The organism is Nonomuraea helvata (assembly GCF_039535785.1).
In the GTDB taxonomy this organism is placed as follows: Bacteria; Actinomycetota; Actinomycetes; order Streptosporangiales; family Streptosporangiaceae; genus Nonomuraea; species Nonomuraea helvata.
Map to the genome: position 1 here is coordinate 1087338 of NZ_BAAAXV010000001.1, position 17925 is coordinate 1105262.

The window sequence follows — 17925 nt, forward strand, 5'->3', positions numbered from 1 at the left end:
CCGCTCCTCCTCCACACCGGCGGGAGCTACAGCGGCGGGCGGCGGAGACCATAGCCGGTGGCCTGCTCGAACGCGCGGGCCACCCGCAGGACCCTCGCGTCCTCGAACGGCCTGCCCACGATCTGCACCCCCACCGGCAGCCCGTCGGGCGTGAACCCGGCGGGCACCGACGCGGCCGGGGCGTGCAGCACGCTGATCCAGTAGGCCGAGCGCATCCAGGCGAGGTAGTCGGGCAGCTTCTCGCCGTTGATCTCGTCGACGTAGGGGTGCTCGACCGGGAACGGCGGCACCTGGCTGACGGGCGCGATCAGCACGTCGTACGTGTCGAAGAATGCGGCCATCCGCTGGTAGAGGCGGCTGCGCGCCTGCTCGGCCCTGGCCAGGTCGGCGCCGGTGACCTTGCGGCCCTGCTCGACGTTCCACGCGGTGTTGGGGCCGAGCCCGGTCAGGTCGCCGAAGGAGAGCGCGTAGTGCCACGCCCGGTACGTCCTGAACGCGTCCTCGGCCTCCGTCAGGTCCAGCTCGACCTCGTCGACGCGGGCCCCCAGCCGCTCGAACACCGCCGGCGCCGTCGCCGTGACCTCCGCCGTCCTCGAGTCCACCGGCAGCCCGCCCAGGTCGGGGCTCCACGCCACGCGCAGCCCCGCAACGCCCTCCTCGGGCTCCGGGGCGAAGATTTCCTTGATCGAGTACGGGGAGCGCCGGTCGAACCCGGCGATGGCCCCGAACATCAGCGTGACGTCCTCGACCGTCCGCGCCATCGGCCCCCGGACGGACAGGGTGTACCAGGCGGCGGTGTCGGACGGGTCGGGGACACGCCCGGGAGTGGGGCGCAGGCCGACCACGTTGCAGAACGACGCCGGGTTGCGCAGGGAGCCGCCCATGTCCGACCCGTCGGCCAGCGGAACCATACCCGTGGCCAGGGCCACCGCGGCGCCCCCGCTGCTGCCGCCGGCCGACTTGGTCAGGTCGTAGGGGTTCCTGGTGGCGCCGAACACCTCGTTGACGGTGTGGGAGCCGGTGCCGAACTCCGGGGTGTTGGTCTTGCCCACGGTGATGGCCCCGGCGGCGCGGAGCCGCCGGACGATCACGTCGTCCTGGGCGGGGACGTTGCCGGCGAAGAGCGGCGAGCCGTAGGTGGTGCGGATGCCGGCCGTGTCGACGAGGTCCTTGTGCGCGACGGGCAGGCCGTGCAGCGGCCCGGCCGGTTCGCGGGCGTCGGCCGCCTCGGCCGCGGCGAGCGCCTGCTCGGCGACCAGGGTCACGATGGCGTTGACGTGCGGGTTGACCTGCTCGATCCGGTCGAGGTGGGCGCGGACGACCTCCACGGCGCTCACCTGCCTGGTCCTGATCAGGTGTGCCAGCTCGGTCGCGCTCAGGTAGTGCAGTTCGCTCACTCTTGTGATCCTGCCCCACGAGCCGCGGGGCGGCGACGGCGAGGGTTGCCCACGCCGCTGACACCCACTCGTCGGATCACCACCCTCAGACGCTCACCTCGGTGGCGCGCTCCGGAGCCGCCGCGCGTTCCCCCCGCCGGCTGGACAGGATGAGCAGCCCGGTGACGGTGAGCGTGCAGGCCGTGATGACGAGCTGCACGCCGTACTGGATGTCGTTGGTCTGAAGTGTCATGTTGCCGATGTGGAGGCCGAGGTGCACACCGACCGCCATCCAGACCGCTCCGGTGCGCGCCCGCGCCGCCGCGCAGGCGAAGCCGAGAGCGGCCGCCTGCACGGTGTAGAGCAGGCGTTCTGCGACCGTGTCAGCCGCGCTCTGCGAGATGATGTGCATCGCCCCGAAGACCACAGCCGTCACGATCATCACAGTTCTCGGGGAGAGCCGGCCCGACAGCGTGTCGAACAGGTGCCCTCGCCACAGCAGCTCCTCCGGGAACGCCTGGCCGAGCAGGGCGATGGCGATCGCTATCGGCAGGTAGAGCGTCTGGGGGGTGAACAGGTCGTACGGCATCCAGGTGGCGACGCCGAACGCCACCGACAGCGCACTGGCGACCGCGACCGCGGCGGCACCCGCCAGAGCGCCTGCCAGCAGGTGCGGCACCGCCCGCCAGGATCGCGTGAGCCCCACGCCCCGCCATGGCTGGCGGCCGAGGTATCGGCGGATCAGGTAGACGATGCCGAGCGAGGCCAGCGTGATCCCGACCACGCCCACCGGCTGGTAGAGGATGTTGTCGCGGTCCAGGAGCAGCATCGCGGGAGCAGAGCCGATGACCACCTGCGCCAACATGGCGACGACGGCGATCAGCACGGCCCAGACAGGATGGGTGGCTTTCATGGACAGCCACGTTAGGAAGCCCGCCGTCGTGCCGCATCGGCCTGCGGACGGAACTTGTCATGACCTTCGTCATGGGTACTCAGGGAGGATCACAACGCGCGCTCGGGAAATTAAGGTCGGAGCCATGCTGCGTCGTCTGGCCTGGCTGCGTGACCCCGACCGGCCCATGCTGTTCAACGTCGTCTTCTGGGTGGTGTTCGCCGCCACCGGGGTGATCACGTACGCGAACGACTCCTGGACGCCGCCCGGGGCCACGGCGTTCGCCGTCAACCTGGCGCTGGTGGCCGCGCTGTGGCTGCTGCTGCCCTGGCGGCGCCCCGGCGGACGGCTGGGCGGATGGCGGGGGTCCCTGCCGATCGTGTTCCTGCTGGCGACGTTCGCGCTGGGATTCACGGGATCGGCCGAGGTCCACCAGTTGCTGACGCTCCTGGCCGTCGCCAACGTGGCGTTCGTCCACAGCGTGCGGACCGCCGCCGTTGTCATCGGCTGCGTGGCGAGCGCGATGTTCGTCTGGGTCCTGGTGGTGTTCCACCGCAATGTGCTCAACGCCACCGCGCAGAGCGTCCCCATCATCGTTTTCTCCTCGTTCGTGCTGGGCATGGCGTCGGCGGTGCTGGAGGCGCGGCGCAGGCGGGCGGAGGCGCAGCGGCTGCTGGCCCGGGTCAGGGAACTGACGGTCGCCCAGGAGCGGGCGCGGATGGGCGCGGAGATGCACGACTCCATCGGCCACCATCTGACGGTGATCAAGTTGAGCCTCGAGAACGCCGAACGCTTCCGCACGCGCCGGCCCGAGGCCGCCTGGGGCGAGGTGCGCCAGGCGAAGGAGCTGGCCGTGGCGGCGCTGGCCGACGCCCGCCGCTGGGTCCGCGCGCTGCGCCCGCTGGCCCTCGAAGGGCGCGTCGGCGGCGCGGCGCTCGGACAGCTCGCGGCGTCGTTCGACGGCACGGGGCTCGCGGTGTCCTTCGAGGTGGTGGGCGACGAGCCGCCCCTGGAGCCCGACGTGGAGCTGGTGCTCTACCGCGTGCTGCAGGAGGGGCTGACCAACGCCGTACGGCACGCGGACGCCCGCCAGGTGACCGGCACGCTCGCCTTCGACGGCGAGCGCGTCGTCCTGGTGGTCGCCGACGACGGCAGGGGCCGCGCCCACGGCGCGCGCCGCGGGTTCGGCCTGCCCTCGCTCGCGGAGCGCGCCCACGCCGTGGGCGGCACCCTGACCGCGGGCGACCGGCCCGGCGGCGGATTCGAGGTACGGGCCGAACTCCCCGTCCGGGCGAAGGTGGCGCCATGAAAGATCCCGGCGAAAGCGGCGACGTGAGCACGATCAAGGTGCTCCTGGTCGACGATCAGGAGCTGCTGCGGCAGGGGCTGCGCAAGATGCTGGAGATCGAGGACGGCATCGAGGTGGTGGGCGAGGCCGCCGACGGCGCGGAGGCGCTGCTGGTGGCCGCCGAGTGCCACCCGGACGTGGCGCTGGTGGATGCCAGGATGCCGAGGATGAACGGCGTCGAGCTCATCTCCCGCCTGTCCGCCCGGCATCCCGGCGTGGCCGCGATCGTGCTCAGCACCTTCGACGAGGACGACTACATCTTCGGCGCGCTGCGCGGCGGCGCCGTCGGCTACCTCCTCAAGGACTGCACGCCGGAGGAGCTGGTCGACGCCGTCCGCCGGGCCGGTCGCGGGGAGACGGTGCTGGCGTCGCCCGTGGCCGCCCGCCTCGTCGCCGAGCTCCGCCGGACGCCGGCCGAGCCGAGCGTGCCGCGGGACGCGGAGCGGCTGTCGGCCCGCGAGGCGCAGGTGGCCAGGCTCATCGCCACGGGGGCCTCCAACCGGGAGATCGCGGCCCGGCTGCTCATCACCGAGGGCACGGTGAAGAACCACGTCTCCAGCCTGCTCCGCAAGTACGGCCTCCGCGACCGCACCCGCCTCGCCCTCCACCTCAAACACACCCCTGAGCCGTGACGACCGCTGTCCCCGCGACCGCTCCGGCGGCCCGGCACGTGAGTCTGCTCTGCGGGCGTCACGGCGGACCGGCCCTCGCCGAATACGCCGGATGCCCCTGCCACGGATCACGCTTCGCCACCGACGGGCTGTCCTGCACGGTCCAGCCACCCGGGCACTCGAACAGATCGACCTGGACAACCCATAACGCACTGCCGCCTGTCATCGGGGCCGAACCGGGTGTGCTGAGGCCGCGTCTCGTGTCTGCGGAGCGTCTCTTCCCAGGAAGCGTCCAGGTAATAGCCGCGGCTTGTGCCACGATGATCACGAAACAGCGCTTGCAGCATCTCTTCGTAGCGGCTCCGGGCGAGGATGCCTTCAAGGATGACGTGGTAGCCGGCGTTCAGTACGTTTCCCGCACGGCCCGGGCCACGGTGGACTTGCCGGATCCGGAGTCGCCGCGGATGACGATCAAGACCGTGTTCGGTGAGCCGGTGAGCACCGTACGACGGTACAGGGGCGTCGACGGCGTTGAGCGCAGAGGCCGAAGCGGCGGCCGATCCGCCTGCGAGGATCGACAGTCGGGCGGTTCGGGGAGGTGGTACGAGCACGACTGCCGGATGAGGACTGAGCCCAGGGCATCGCCGGCGTCGTAGGCCAGTGAGGCGGCCGCTCGTTGACGCAGGGATGTCCCGCATGCGCGGACCCTTCAGGTGGGGGGGTGGCTGTTACCGGTAGGCGGCTGCTTGGAGGGTGTACAGGTCTCTGTACAAGCCATCGGCGGCGATCAGCGCTTCGTGCGTGCCCTGCTCCACGATCTTGCCGTGGTCGAGGACGTAGATGCGGTCGGCGTAGCGGACGCTGGCCAGGCGATGGGTGATCAGCACGACGGTGCGGCCGTCGGCGTGGGCGCGCAGGCCTTCGAACGCGGCGTGTTCGGCGCGCGCGTCGAGGGCGGCGGTGGGCTCGTCGCAGATGAGCAGGTCGGCGTCACGATGGAAGCCACGGGCGACGGCGATGCGCTGCCACTGGCCGCCGGACAGCTCGCAGCCGTCCTTGAAGCGGCGATCCAGCAGGGTGCGGTAGCCGTGGGGCAGGCCTGCGATGACGTCGTCGGCGCCCGCGATGGCCGCCGCGGCATGCAGGGCGGGCTCCCCCTTGTCGGTACCCATGGTGATGTTGTAGCGGGCCGTCAGCGGCCAGCGGGTGTGGTCCTGGGCGATGATGGCGGTGCGCAGGCGGACCGCGTCGGGATGGACGTCGGCCAGATCGACGTCGTCCCAGAAGACGGTGCCGCTGTCGGGCTCGTACAGGCCGGCAAGGATCTTGGCGAGCGTGGTCTTGCCGGAGCCGTTCTCACCGACGAACGCGATCACCTCGCCGCGCTTGATCTCCAGGCAGACTCCACGCAGCGCCGGGGCGTCGGAGCCGGGGTAGGAGAACGTCACGTTCTCCGCGGCGATCCGGCGGAACCCGGTCAGGGCCGCGGTGGCGGGAAGTGTACTGGGCGGATGGTGCCGGTCGGCGCAGAAGTCGAGGAACCGGGTGAAGTCGGTGAAGTAAAGGCCCTCCTCATACAGGCGGTTGGTGGCGTACATGAGGTTGGCCAGCGAGGTCTGGGCCGACTTGATGGCCAGGACGGCGGTGCCGGCGATGGCGAGGGGGATCGCGGCGACAGCCAGCAGGAGGCCGAGGGCGATGTAGACGAGTGCCGCGCCGAGGCCGCCGATGGCCTCACCGATCAGCCTCGTGATCGTCTGCCGGCGTGCGAGTGCGAGCCGGACGTCCTGCTCGGCGACGGCTACCGCGTCGTACATGCGCAACAGGAAGCCTCGCATGGTGAACGCGCGGACCTCGGCGGCGGATGAGCGTTCGGCGAGCAGCTTACCGATGATCCACTTGCGGCGGTGGACCGGGATGAGCGCGTACTCGGTGGTGTAGCGCATGCGCGCGGCGCGGACGGCGGCCCAGGCATCGGGCAGGACGGCGAGCAGGAGGAGCGGCAGCAGCCCGGGATGCAGCACGCCCAGCACACCGGCGACGGCGATGAGTCCGATGGCGGCGGTGAGCACGTCGATCGCGGAGGTGACCACGGTCGAGGCGACGTACATCCCGCGCGAGGTGGCGCGTTCGAGGGCGTCGTGGAAGTCGGGATCGTCGAAGGCGACCAGCGGAACCTCGCTGGTCTGTCGGTAGAGCTCCTCCTCGCTCAGGCGGGAGATCTGCGGGTTGAGACGGGACTGCGCCCATCCCGCGCCCGCTTGCAACGTGGCGCGCATCGCGGCGGCCGCGGCGACCAGGGCGAGGCTCGGCAGCGCAGTCTGGACCCGGCCGAGGGTGGGGCCGGCGGTGAACAGTGCGGTGAGCACGCCCGTCGTGGCCAGCAGCCCGAAGGCGGTGAAGACGCCGCCGAGCAGGTTGAGGATGACCGCGCACAGGGTGTCACGGGGGCTGGCCCGCCAGGCCACGCCCATGGCCTGGCGGACGAGGGAGGGCAGGCGTCTGGCGATCGTGCGGAAGCGGATTTCGGCCATCTTGTCGGCGTGGCCATACCAGTCGGAGATCGTGATCTCGCCCATGTCGAGGGCCTCTTCTTCCATAACGGAGAGTATGGATGCGACCACTGACAGTTTCGTCTTCGGAAGGGGCGTCGGGCGGTGAAGGTGTTGGACACCCCGTCATGCACCAACAGTGGCGTCCCTGGCTCAGGCGAGCCGCTGCCTCACACGGTCAGTCGCGCGTCGCCGCGTACGGTCGGCAGATCCCCTCGCTCGCTGCGGTGAGGGTAACGCGATCGCCGCGCAGCACGGTGATCTTCCATTTGGCGGCCGTGGTCATGGCGCGCCCGCAGGCGCGCTGTACCGGATGACGTGCCCGAGTCGCGCACCGCGCCGAGGCGCGGCTTGACCTGGGCACGCGCCTGGTCAGCGGCGGCGCCTGACGCCTCGGCGGAACGAATGCCACAGTCGGCGGTGCGGGCGCTCGCTGGAGCGGCCGCACCGCCTTGGGCTATTCGGTGCGCAGGGCGTTCTGCGTGCGGGTGCGGGCGGCCCAGCCTGCGGGGAGGGCGGCTCCTGCAAGGGCGATGAGGATGCCGCCGAGAGCGAGGGCGACGAGTTCAGGCGGGTGGTAGACGTCGATGTAAGCGGACGGGAAGTGGGTGCCGATTGCGTTGCCCATCAGCGGAATGACGAAGTGGTGCGTCATGACTCCAAGCGGTACTCCGGCGATGCCGGCGATCAAGCCGATCCCGGCGACAGAGGTCAGGACCATGACGATCGTCTGGCGCGGGGACATGCCCAGCGCCTTGAAGATCCCGAGGTCGTGGACGCGCTGCCGGGTGTCGAGCACGACGAGGTTGAGCACGCCGAGCCCGGCCACCGCGACGATCAACAAGGTGAGCAGGACGGCGAGTGCTTCCGCGGCGGCGGTGACCGTACCGCCGCCGTTGGTGTTCGGCCGGGCCTGGGCGGTGGTCGAGGCGAACTTCGCGTTGAGTGCGTCGACATAGCCGGTCCGGTTGGTGCCAGGCTTGAGTTCGATGTTGAACTGCTGTGGTTGCAGGCCCAGGTGAAGCCCGTTCAGGGAGGACAAACTGGTGAGGATCTGCATGCCGTGCTCGCTGGTGTCCAGCGCCTCACCGGTGATCCGCAGGGACACGCGGCGCCGGCCCCGGGTGATGGTGATGGTGTCTCCGATGGTGTCTCCGGTGGCGGTGAGGAACCGGGTGGGGACGACAGCCTGTCCTGGTCCGGTGAACCAGCGCCCGGAGATCATCTCGTAGGACGCCCAGGCCGTGTCGCCGGAGAAGCCGATGACGCTCACACCACCGGTGAGGCCTGCGACCCCCACCGTGGTGCTGCTGCTGCCGACATAGGACGCGGTATCAGGCTGCGCCGCGATGTCGGCCGCGACCTGGGCTGGGGATGCCGTGCTCCGATGGGAGTCGCCCTGGTCGATCGGGGCGCCCGGCCGACTGCCGCCTACGTTGACGATGACGTTCCCGAGCCTCCAGATGCTCGGCGCGTTCTGCGCGTCGCTCAGCGAGGCCGTCAGGCCGACGGCGAAGGTGACCGCGCCCGCGCCGAGCAGGACTGCGCCGGTCATGGCGAGAGTGCGTGCGGGGCGGGTGAAGGGGGTGGCCAGGCCGATGACGACAGGGCGTGGCAGCGGGAGGCGGCCGGCCAGCCGGCGGGCCAGGCGTCCTCGCCCGGCGGCGGGCGTGTGGCCGACGGCGATCGCATCGACGGTGCGCAGCCGGCCCGCCCGCAGAGCGAGCGCCCAGGCGGCTGCCGCGACGAGCGCGAGAGCGCTGGCTGCTACCGCGGCGTCGACCCAGGCCGGGATGGTCAGCGTTCCAGTGCCGTAGACGGTCTCGGCATCGCGGAGGGCCAGGATGCCGAGCAGGTTCCCGGCGACCAGCCCGAGCGCGGTTCCGATGACGGCGGGGATGAGGGCTTGGCCGACGTAGGCGCGGACCACTTGGCCGGGGGTGAAGCCGAGCGCTTTCAGAATGCCGATGCGCCGGGTCTGGGAGCTGACCGCGCCACTGACGATGATGCCCACGATGAGCACGGACATCAGCAGTGCGAGGATGCCGAAGGCGGCGACGAAAGGCACGAACCCGGCCGTTTGGCTAGTGGCGGTCAGTTGGACCTGCAGCCAGGACCGCGCGCCGGTGAACGCGCCCTTGGGGAGCGCCGCCGCGATCGCGGAACGGTCCGCGTTGATCTGGGCGTCGGTGGCGGCGTGGGTGAAGCGGTAGAGCATTTGGTACTGCGGGGTTGTCCCGGGGGTCATCGCGGTCATCTGGGCTGGGGTGACCCATGCGTCGGCGGTGTCGCTGACCGAGTTGGCGAATCCGACGACGGTCAGCGTCGGCGCGCCGGGCACATCGGGGAACGTCACGTGTGATCCGAGGCTGAAGTAAGTCCCTCCCCCTGGTCCGGCACGCATCACGATCTGTCCGCGGCCGGTGGCCCACGTGCCGGACGTCAGGTCGACCTGGTCCACCGCGCCGGCCGGGCCCGAGCGGCCGACGACGGTCATCTGCTTCAGCGCGGTGCCGGCCGGCACGTCCGCGCCCGAGCCGGCGACCGGGTGCAGCGAGGCGACCGGGTAAGGGCCGGCGCTCGCGATCACCCCTGAGGCGTGGGCGGTGGCGGCGATCTGTGCGGCACCGGCCCGTGCTCCGTTGACCTGCGCGGTGAGCTGGGAGCCACGTTGCGCGGCGAAGGCGCGTTCGAAGGGGGCTCGGGAGTTCACCAGCAGGCCGGCGGCCAGCACGGATGCGGCCACCGCGAGCAGGGTGGTGAGCGTCATCACCAGGCTCTGCACCCGCCTGCGCCCCACGCCGGAGCGGACGATCCTGCCCAGTGGGCTCGTCAGGAACGTGCGGCTCACCCGGCCACCGCCGCGGTGTCCCGCACGATCCGTCCGTCGGTCAGTTCTATGGTGCGCGTCGCACAGGCCTCGGCGAGGGTGATGTCGTGGGTGACCAGCACGATGGTCTGCCCGTCCTGGTTGAGCTCGGCGAGCAGACGGCGGACCTCTTCACCGGAGGCGGTGTCCAGCGCCCCGGTCGGTTCGTCGGCGAGAAGCAGCGGGGGCCGGTTCATCAGCGCGCGGGCCACCGCGACGCGCTGCCGTTCGCCGCCGGACAGCCGTCCCGGGTAGGCGCGGGAATGCCGGTCGATGCGCAGGTACGACAGCAGCTCGGCGGCGCGGGCCCGGGCCCGCGCGGTGGGCATCCCGGCCAACTGCGCGGGCAGCAGCACGTTGTCGATGACGGTCAGGTCGTCCAGCAGGTTGAAGAACTGGAAGACCATGCCGATGCGTTCGCGCCGGTACTTGGCGGATCCGGCCTCGCTGAGCCTGTCGACACGGATGCCGTTGACGGTGACCTGGCCCGAGGTCGGCTTGTCGAGGCCGGTGATCATGTTGAGCAGGGTGGACTTGCCGCTGCCCGAGGGGCCCAGCACCGCCAGGGCCTCGCCTGCCTGGACGGTCAGGGAGACTCTGTCCAAGGCGGGCAGCCCGGCGTCGTACGTCTTACTGGCATCGCTGATCTCGATAACTGGCGCGGTCACGGCCACTCCCTGGGTCGGTGTCAACACCTGATTGATCCGCCACCGACCGCTCCAGGAGCGTCCGGCGGACCTCGTGAACGCTAGAAGTCCTGCCACGGCCGGCGCATCGCCCGAGCCATCGATATCCGCCTACCTAGATCGTCTGACCCGGCCCGAAGTCATACTGGCGATGTACGCGAAAGTCGTACGCGGATGGTCACCAGGTCGGACGCGCCGGTACACGGCGGTTTGCGATACTTCACCGGTGGACACGACAGCGATCGCCGCAAGGTGGCGCCGAGCCTGGTCCGCGCTGCTGCGCCCCGACGGCACGCTGCCGCACCTGCCCCGTCGCTCGTGGGTGTTCGACGCTCTCGTCATGCTCTGCGTGCTGGCCTACGCGCTGCAGTCCCTCAGCGCGTACACGGCGGTCCGCATGATCGGCCGACAGGTCATCCCGATCTGGGTCACGGTTCTGCCGTCCGTGTCCGTCCACCACCAGTCCCCCGCGATCCCACCGGTTCAGGTGGCGGTGGAGGTCGTGCTCAGCACCTTCCCGCTGGCACTGCGGCGCAGGTTCCCGCTGTCGGTCTTCGTGGTCGTGGTGGGTGCCAAACTGCTTTACCACGTCAGCGGGGGTCTGGAACCAACCTTCGCGGTGCTGCCCGCGATGATCGCCGCCTACAGCGCCCTCGTGTACAGCCCGCACCGGATCGCCGCCGTGACGTCCGTCATGGCGACCGCGGTGATCGCCACGTTCGGGGGCTTCGGGAAGCTGCCGCCCATCCCGAGCGCCCTGCTGCCGATCGTCGTGATCGTCCCCGCCGGCCTGGCCTTCAGCATGATCAACACATGGAAGCAGCGTGCGGAGGCGACACGGGAGAAGCTTCGGGCCCTCCAAGCCGAGCAGCAGGCCGCGGCCCGATTGGCGGTCGAGCGCGAGCGCGCCCGGCTGGCCGGCGAACTGCACGACGTCGTCACCCACAATGTCAGCGTGATGGTGATCCAGGCCGGTGCCGCACGCATGGCCCTGGAGTCCGACCTCGATCAGGCGCGCGAAGCACTGCTGGCCGTCGAGACGGGCGGACGCGCCGCCATGTCCGAACTCCGCTATGCCATGGGCCTCCTCACCCTGGACAGCGACCCTGCGGATGAGATCGGCATGCTGGACACACCCGCGAACGCCCTCGGCACCGACATCTCCCATGACCATCAGCCCCCTGGGTGCGATGCGGCCGAACCCACTGCGGCGGACCTCGCCCCACGGCCTGGACTCGCACAAGCCCCGGCCCTGGTGGAACGTCTCCGCCGAACTGGTGTGCCGATCGAACTGACCGTAACCGGGACACCGGTCGCCCTCCTGCCCGGCGCCGATCTGGCCGCCTACCGAGTCGTACAGGAGGCCCTAACCAATACGGTCAAACACGCCCACGGTGCGAGCGTGAAGGTCAGCGTCGCCTACTCGCCCACACGGGTCACCGTCGACGTCGCGGACACCGGCGGCGTCCCCACGGCATCGGCGAACTCCGGAACCGGTCACGGCCTGACCGGCCTGCGCGAAAGGCTCGCCGTCTACCATGGCACACTGCACGCCGCGGAGCGGCCAACCGGCGGCTTCAGGGTCCGAGCAGTGATTCCGATCGAAACCCCGCACCCGAACGACGCGCTGCACAGGCCTGCGCCGGCACCGGCAGGTCCACCGAACGACGCCCCGAGAGGAAAGGGACGGTAGTGAGCCAGCCCGTCCGGGTCGTGATCGCCGACGATCAACAACTCGTGCGCACCGGCTTCCGGCTGATTCTCGCGCGCCACCGCATCGAGGTCGTCGCGGAGGCCGCCGACGGCGCGCAAGCCGTGGAAGCGGTCCACCGCACCCACCCCGACGTGGTCCTGATGGACATTCGCATGCCCGAGATGGACGGACTGGAGGCCACCCGGCGCATCCTCGCCGCCAACGATTCACCGCCACGGGTCATCGTCCTGACCACCTTCGATCTCGACCGTTACGTCTACGCGGCTCTCCGCGCCGGCGCCAGCGGCTTCCTCCTCAAGGACATCAGCCCGGAACACCTGGCAGCGGCCGTGTGGCAGGTGCAATCCGGCGACGCCCTGCTCGCTCCCACCATCACCCGCCGCCTGGTGGAGCGCTTCGCCGCCCGTCAGGAAGCCGACGCATCCCCGCACGCGGACCTCGCCACCCTCACTCCCCGTGAGCTCGAAGTCCTCAAGGCACTGGCCAGGGGCCGCAGCAACGCCGAACTCGCCACCCTGTTCCAACTCAGCGAAGCGACCATCAAGACCCACGTCACCCGCATCCTGACCAAACTCAACCTCCGCGACCGCGCCCAAGCCGTCGTCCTCGCCTACGAAACCGGACTGATCACCCCAGGAGCAGCCGGCAGCGGCCGGGCGACGCGGGAGAGCGGTTGACGGTGTTCGTGTCAGGGGATCCCCCGACGAACACTCGCGATCTCGCGCCCTCAAGGAACGGATGTCAGGGCGGCGGGAGAGTCACGTGCGGTGGACTCTCCCATGCACCCGTAAGAGACAGAGGCGCCGCGTCAGGCACCCAGGCAGGCGGGCCCCAGGAGCTGCTTCAGATCGCCCATCAGGGCGGGAGAGGGTGTCACCCGCAGCCGGTGGTCGACGCGCAGCACCGTCGTCCTGGGCCCGCTGTGGACCTGCAGGTGCACCTCCGACGTGCCCGGATGCGTGCTGAGGATCTCCTTCAGCCGGCCGACGACGGGCGGCGTGCAGCGGGCCAGCGGCAGGCTCACCAGCAGCGGCCCGCCCGCCTCCTGCGTCAGGTCGGGCGCCGTCACCTCCATGGCGATGATCTTCGCCACGTCCTCCCGCTTGTCGATCCGCCCCTTGACGAAGACGATCGCGTCCTCGGCCAGGATCGTCGAGCACAGCTGGTACGCAGACGGGAAGATCATCACCTCGATCGAGCCCGCGAGGTCCTCCAGCTGGGTCAGCACCCACGTGTCACCCTTCTTGGTGACCTTGCGCTGCACCCCGCTCAGGATCCCGCCCACGGTCACGATCTGCCCGTCGGCCCGGCTCTCGTCCTGGACGGCCGCGATCGAGCAGTCGGCCCCGGCCGAGAGGATGTGCTCGACGCCGAACAGCGGATGGTCGGACACGTACAGGCCCAGCATCTCCCGCTCGAACTGGAGCAGGGTGTTCTTGTCCCACTCCCCCACCGGGATCTGCACGTCGAAGGTCTGGTCCTCGCCGCCGTCGATGGCCCCGAACAGGGAGTCCTGGCCGATGGCCTCGTTCTTCTTGATGTCGATGATCGCGTCCACGGCCTGCTCGTGCACCATGACCAGGCCCTTGCGCACGTGGCCCAGCGAGTCGAACGCGCCCGCCTTGATCAGCGACTCGATGACGCGCTTGTTGCAGACGACGGCCGGGACCTTGCGCAGGAAGTCCTTGAAGTCCGCGAAGCGGCCCTTCTCCTGGCGCGCCCTCAGGATGCCGTCGACGACGTTGGCGCCCACGTTGCGGATGGCGGAAAGGCCGAAGCGGATGTCGGTGCCGCGCGGCGTGAAGTCGAAGTCGGAGTCGTTGACGTCCGGCGGGAAGACCTTGATGCCCATCCGGCGGCACTCGTTGAGGTAGAGGGCCGACTTGTCCTTGTCGTCCTTGACGCTGGTCAGCAGGGCGGCCATGTAGGCGGCCGGGTGGTTGGCCTTGAGGTACGCGGTCCAGTAGGCGACCAGGCCGTAGCCCGCGGTGTGGGCCTTGTTGAAGGCGTAGTCGGAGAACGGCAGCAGGATGTCCCACAGAGCCTTGATGGCCGCGGCCGAGAAGCCGTTGTCCTGCATGCCCTTCTCGAAGAACTCGAACTGCTTGTCCAGCTCGGACTTCTTCTTCTTGCCCATCGCGCGCCGCAGCAGGTCGGCGCCGCCCAGCGAGTAGCCGGCGACCCGCTGCGCGATGGCCATGACCTGCTCCTGATAGACGATCAGGCCGTAGGTCGTGTCGAGGATGTCCTTCAGCGGCTCCTCGAGCTCGGGGTGGATCGGGGTGATCTCCTGCTGGCCGTTCTTGCGCAGCGCGTAGTTGGTGTGGGAGTTGGCGCCCATCGGGCCGGGCCGGTAGAGGGCGAGGGCGGCGGAGATGTCCTCGAAGTTGTCGGGACGCATCAGCCTCATGAGCGAGCGCATGCCGCCGCCGTCGAGCTGGAAGATGCCGAGCGTGTCGCCGCGGGCCAGCAGCTCGTAGGACCTGCGGTCGTCGAGCGGCAGCTTCAGCAGGTCGATCTGCTCACCGGTGGTGGCCTCGATCATCTTCAGGCAGTCGTCGATGATCGTGAGGTTGCGCAGGCCCAGGAAGTCCATCTTCAGCAGGCCGAGCGTCTCGCAGGTCGGATAGTCGAACTGCGTGATGATCGCGCCGTCGGAGTCGCGGCGCATGATCGGGATGTAGTCGGTCAGCACCTCGGCCGACATGATCACGCCGGCGGCGTGCACGCCGGTCTGCCTGATCAGGCCCTCCAGGCCCTTGCCGAGGTCCATCGTCGCCTTGACGTCAGCGTCTTCCTCGTAGAGCCTGCGCAGCTCGCCCGCCTCGGCGAAGCGGGGGTGATCCTTGTCGAAGATGCCCGCCAGCGGGATGTCCTTGCCCATGACGGCGGGCGGGAACGCCTTGGAGACCCGGTCGCCCAGCGCGTAGGGATAGCCCAGGACGCGGCCCGCGTCCTTGATGGCGGCCTTCGCCTTGATGGTGCCGAACGTGGCGATCATGGCGACCTTGTCGGCGCCCCACTTCTCGGTCACGTAGCGGATGACGTCGCCGCGCCTGCGTTCGTCGAAGTCGATGTCGACGTCGGGCATGGACACGCGCTCGGGGTTGAGGAAGCGCTCGAAGATCAGGCCGTGCGGGATCGGGTCGAGGTCGGTGATGCCCAGCGCGTACGCCACCAGCGAACCGGCCGCGGAGCCACGGCCGGGGCCGACGCGGATGCCGTTGTTCTTCGCCCACATGATGAAGTCGGCGACCACGAGGAAGTAGCTCGGGAAGCCCATCTGGATGATGACGCCCAGCTCGTTCTCCGCCCAGGCGCGGTGCTCCTCGTCGACGCCCTCGGGGAAGCGCCGCTCGAGGCCCTTCCAGACCTCCTGCCGGAAGAACTGCTCCTCGGTCATGCCGTCGGGGACGGGGAAGGTCGGCATGAGGTTCTTGTGCTGGAAGAACCCCGCCGGGTCGACCTTCTCGGCGACGAGCAGCGTGTTGCGGCAGCCCTCGGCCCACAGGTCGGAGGAGTCGATGGCGCGCATCTCGTCGGCGGTCTTGATGTAGTAGCCGCTGCCGTCGAAGCGGAACCGGTCGGGGTCGGACAGCTGCTTGCCGGTCTGGATGCACAGCAGGGCGTCGTGGGAGGCGGCGTCGGACTCGTACGTGTAGTGCGAGTCGTTGGTGACCAGCGGCGGGATGCCGAGTTCCGTGCTGATCCGGCTCAGCCCGTCGCGGACCCGGCGCTCGATGTCGAGCCCGTGGTCCATGATCTCCAGGAAGTAGTTGTCCTTGCCGAAGATGTCCTGGTACTTCGCCGCGGCCTTGAGCGCCTCGTCGTACTGGCCGAGCCGCAGCCTCGTCTGCACCTCGCCCGACGGGCAGCCGGTGGTGGCCATCAGGCCCTCGGCGTGCTCGGCGAGGATCTCGGCGTCCATCCGCGCCCATTTGCGGACGAACCCCTCGGTGTAGGCGCGCGAGCTGAGCTTCATCAGGTTGTGCAGGCCGGTCTTGTTGCGCGCCCAGATCGTCATATGGGTGTAGTAGCCACCCGCCGAGACGTCGTCCTTCTTCTGGTGCGGCTCGCCCCACAGCACCGGCTTCTTGTTGTGGCGCAGCTCCAGCGCGACGTACGCCTCGATCCCGATGATCGGCTTGATCCCGGCGCCCGTCGCCTGCTTGAAGAAGTCGTACGCGCCGTGCATGTTGCCGTGATCGGTGATGGCGATCGCCGCCATGCCCAGCTCGTCGACTTTCTTGAACATCTGCTTGAGCCGGGCCGCCCCGTCCAGCATCGAGTATTCGGTGTGTACGTGCAGGTGAACGAATGACTCGCTGGACGACATGGAGCGGCGCCTCCCAGTCTCGCTGTGGTTGTGCGCTCCGACTCTAGTGGTCCGTGCCGACAGCCCGGAGCGGGTGGTGGGCGCACCCGCCGACCGGCGCGCCGGAACCTTCGTGACCGGCGGCGCGGATATCGTCGTACTCACTTTGAGTAGTTGAGGAGACACTCGGTGCGCACGCAGACCGACGAGGGGTACCGGCACTCGCTCGGCAACCGCCAGGTCCAGATGATCGCCATCGGCGGGGCGATCGGTGTCGGGCTCTTCCTCGGCTCCGGGGGCCGACTGGCCGCCGCCGGGCCCGCCCTGGTGCTGTCGTACGCCGCCGCCGGGCTGGCCGCCTTCTTCGTCATGCGGGCGCTCGGCGAGCTCGTGCTCTACCGCCCCGTGTCGGGGTCGTTCGTCGAGTACGCGGCCGAGCTCATCGGCCCGTGGGCGGCGTTCGCCAGCGGCTGGATGTACTGGCTCAACTGGGCGTTCACCGGCATAGCGGAGCTGACCGCCATCGCCGCCTACATCCATTACTGGGCGCCCGCCTTCCCCCAGTGGCTCACCGCGCTCGTCGCCCTGGGCTTCGTGCTGGCGGTCAACCTGCTGTCGGTGCGGCTCTTCGGCGAGCTGGAGTTCTGGTTCGCGATGCTCAAGGTTCTGGCGATCACCGTCTTCCTGGTCGTCGGCCTGGTCCTCGTGGTGTTCACGATCGGCCAGGCGAGCCCGCACAACCTCGTCGCCCACGGCGGCTTCTTCCCCAAGGGCTTCCCGCTGGTGCTGATGAGCCTGCAGTCGGTGGTGTTCGCGTACGCGTCGATCGAGCTGGTCGGCATCGCGGCGGGCGAGACGGCCAGGCCGCACCAGGTCATGCCGAAGGCGATCAACGGCGTGGTGTGGCGCATCGCGATCTTCTACGTGGGCTCGGTGGCGCTGCTGGCGATGGTCCTGCCGTGGACCGCGTACCACGCGGGGGTCTCGCCGTTCGTGACGGTCTTCTCGGGCCTCGGCGTCCCGTGGGCCGCCGACGCCATGAACCTCGTGGTGATCACCGCCGCGCTCTCGTCCTGCAACTCCGGCCTGTACGCCACGGGCCGCATCCTGCGCGCGATGGCCATGAAGCAGGAGGCGCCCCGTTTCGCGGGCACCCTGAGCTCCCGGTTCGTCCCGCTCGGCGGCATCCTGTTCACGGCGATCATGTTCCTGGCGGGGGTGGCGCTCTTCTACTTCCTGCCCGAGCGCGCCTTCAACATCGCCACGGCCGTCGCCTCCCTCGGGGTGATCACGACCTGGGGCGTGCTGGTCTACTGCCAGATGCGGCTGCGCAGGTCGGGGCACCGGTCGGTGTTCCCGATGCCGGGCACGCCGTACTCCAACTGGCTCACGCTGGCGTTCCTGGCGCTGGTCGTGCTGCTGATGCCCTTCGCCGACCAGGACCAGCGGGTGGCGTTCTTCCTCATCCCCGCGCTGACCGTGGCCATCGCCCTGGGCTGGCAGGTGGTCAACCGCCGCCGCCGCGCCCGCAACGGCTCCCCGACGATCACCTGACTGGGTAG

At 69.8% G+C, this 17925-nt stretch carries 11 protein-coding genes; 5 read left to right on the plus strand and 6 right to left on the minus strand.

The window, feature by feature from the left end; translation table 11 throughout:
- Window positions 1-26 precede the first annotated feature (26 nt).
- Complete coding sequence (locus ABD830_RS04950; RefSeq protein WP_344985139.1) at window positions 27-1397, minus strand: amidase; 1371 nt, start codon at window positions 1395-1397, stop codon at window positions 27-29.
- Between the two features lie 85 nt (window positions 1398-1482).
- Window positions 1483-2289: a CPBP family intramembrane glutamic endopeptidase gene (locus ABD830_RS04955; protein WP_344985140.1), complete on the minus strand. Its 807-nt coding sequence runs from the start codon at window positions 2287-2289 to the stop codon at window positions 1483-1485.
- 124 nt (window positions 2290-2413) lie between these two features.
- Between ABD830_RS04955 and ABD830_RS04960 the strand changes: the two genes are divergently transcribed.
- The gene (locus tag ABD830_RS04960) at window positions 2414-3577 is read left to right on the plus strand and encodes a sensor histidine kinase (RefSeq protein ID WP_344985141.1); all 1164 of its coding nucleotides are present in this window, start codon (window positions 2414-2416) and stop codon (window positions 3575-3577) included.
- Window positions 3574-4248: a response regulator gene (locus tag ABD830_RS04965; protein WP_378520816.1), complete on the plus strand. Its 675-nt coding sequence runs from the start codon at window positions 3574-3576 to the stop codon at window positions 4246-4248. Before ABD830_RS04960 ends, ABD830_RS04965 begins: the two co-directional genes overlap by 4 nt.
- A 707-nt stretch (window positions 4249-4955) precedes the next feature.
- Here the strand turns inward: ABD830_RS04965 and ABD830_RS04970 are convergent.
- From ABD830_RS04970 to ABD830_RS04980, 3 genes are all read right to left on the minus strand, one after another.
- Entirely contained in the window at window positions 4956-6827 is a 1872-nt protein-coding gene (locus ABD830_RS04970) for an ABC transporter ATP-binding protein (protein WP_344985142.1), read from the minus strand.
- 409 nt (window positions 6828-7236) lie between these two features.
- Window positions 7237-9630 carry an ABC transporter permease gene (locus tag ABD830_RS04975; RefSeq protein ID WP_344985144.1) on the minus strand — a complete coding sequence of 798 codons (2394 nt, stop codon included), beginning with the start codon at window positions 9628-9630 and terminating at the stop codon, window positions 7237-7239.
- Window positions 9627-10316, minus strand: coding sequence for an ABC transporter ATP-binding protein (locus ABD830_RS04980; RefSeq protein WP_344985145.1), 690 nt, complete (start codon window positions 10314-10316; stop codon window positions 9627-9629). The genes ABD830_RS04975 and ABD830_RS04980 overlap by 4 nt, the downstream gene beginning before the upstream one ends.
- A 244-nt stretch (window positions 10317-10560) precedes the next feature.
- Between ABD830_RS04980 and ABD830_RS04985 the strand changes: the two genes are divergently transcribed.
- Both ABD830_RS04985 and ABD830_RS04990 read left to right on the plus strand, forming a co-directional pair.
- A complete protein-coding gene (locus ABD830_RS04985) occupies window positions 10561-12027 on the plus strand; it encodes a sensor histidine kinase (protein WP_344985146.1) in 1467 nt (488 codons plus the stop codon).
- Window positions 12027-12725, plus strand: coding sequence for a response regulator (locus ABD830_RS04990; RefSeq protein WP_344985148.1), 699 nt, complete (start codon window positions 12027-12029; stop codon window positions 12723-12725). Before ABD830_RS04985 ends, ABD830_RS04990 begins: the two co-directional genes overlap by 1 nt.
- A 131-nt stretch (window positions 12726-12856) precedes the next feature.
- On the opposite strand, the gene dnaE is transcribed toward ABD830_RS04990, so the two are convergent.
- Window positions 12857-16384 carry a DNA polymerase III subunit alpha gene (dnaE, locus tag ABD830_RS04995; protein ID WP_344985150.1) on the minus strand — a complete coding sequence of 1176 codons (3528 nt, stop codon included), beginning with the start codon at window positions 16382-16384 and terminating at the stop codon, window positions 12857-12859.
- Between the two features lie 168 nt (window positions 16385-16552).
- Between dnaE and ABD830_RS05000 the strand changes: the two genes are divergently transcribed.
- A complete protein-coding gene (locus ABD830_RS05000) occupies window positions 16553-17917 on the plus strand; it encodes an amino acid permease (RefSeq protein WP_344985151.1) in 1365 nt (454 codons plus the stop codon).
- The last annotated feature ends 8 nt before the right edge of the window (window positions 17918-17925 follow it).

Excerpts from the sequence above, each read along its gene's own strand:
- ABD830_RS04955 (WP_344985140.1), bottom strand. The coding sequence starts at position 2,289 with ATGAAAGCCACCCATCCTGTCTGGGCCGTGCTGATCGCCGTCGTCGCC.
- ABD830_RS04960 (WP_344985141.1), top strand. The coding sequence starts at position 2,414 with ATGCTGCGTCGTCTGGCCTGGCTGCGTGACCCCGACCGGCCCATGCTG.
- ABD830_RS04965 (WP_378520816.1), top strand. The coding sequence starts at position 3,574 with ATGAAAGATCCCGGCGAAAGCGGCGACGTGAGCACGATCAAGGTGCTC.
- ABD830_RS04970 (WP_344985142.1), bottom strand. The coding sequence starts at position 6,827 with ATGGAAGAAGAGGCCCTCGACATGGGCGAGATCACGATCTCCGACTGG.
- dnaE (WP_344985150.1), bottom strand. The coding sequence starts at position 16,384 with ATGTCGTCCAGCGAGTCATTCGTTCACCTGCACGTACACACCGAATAC.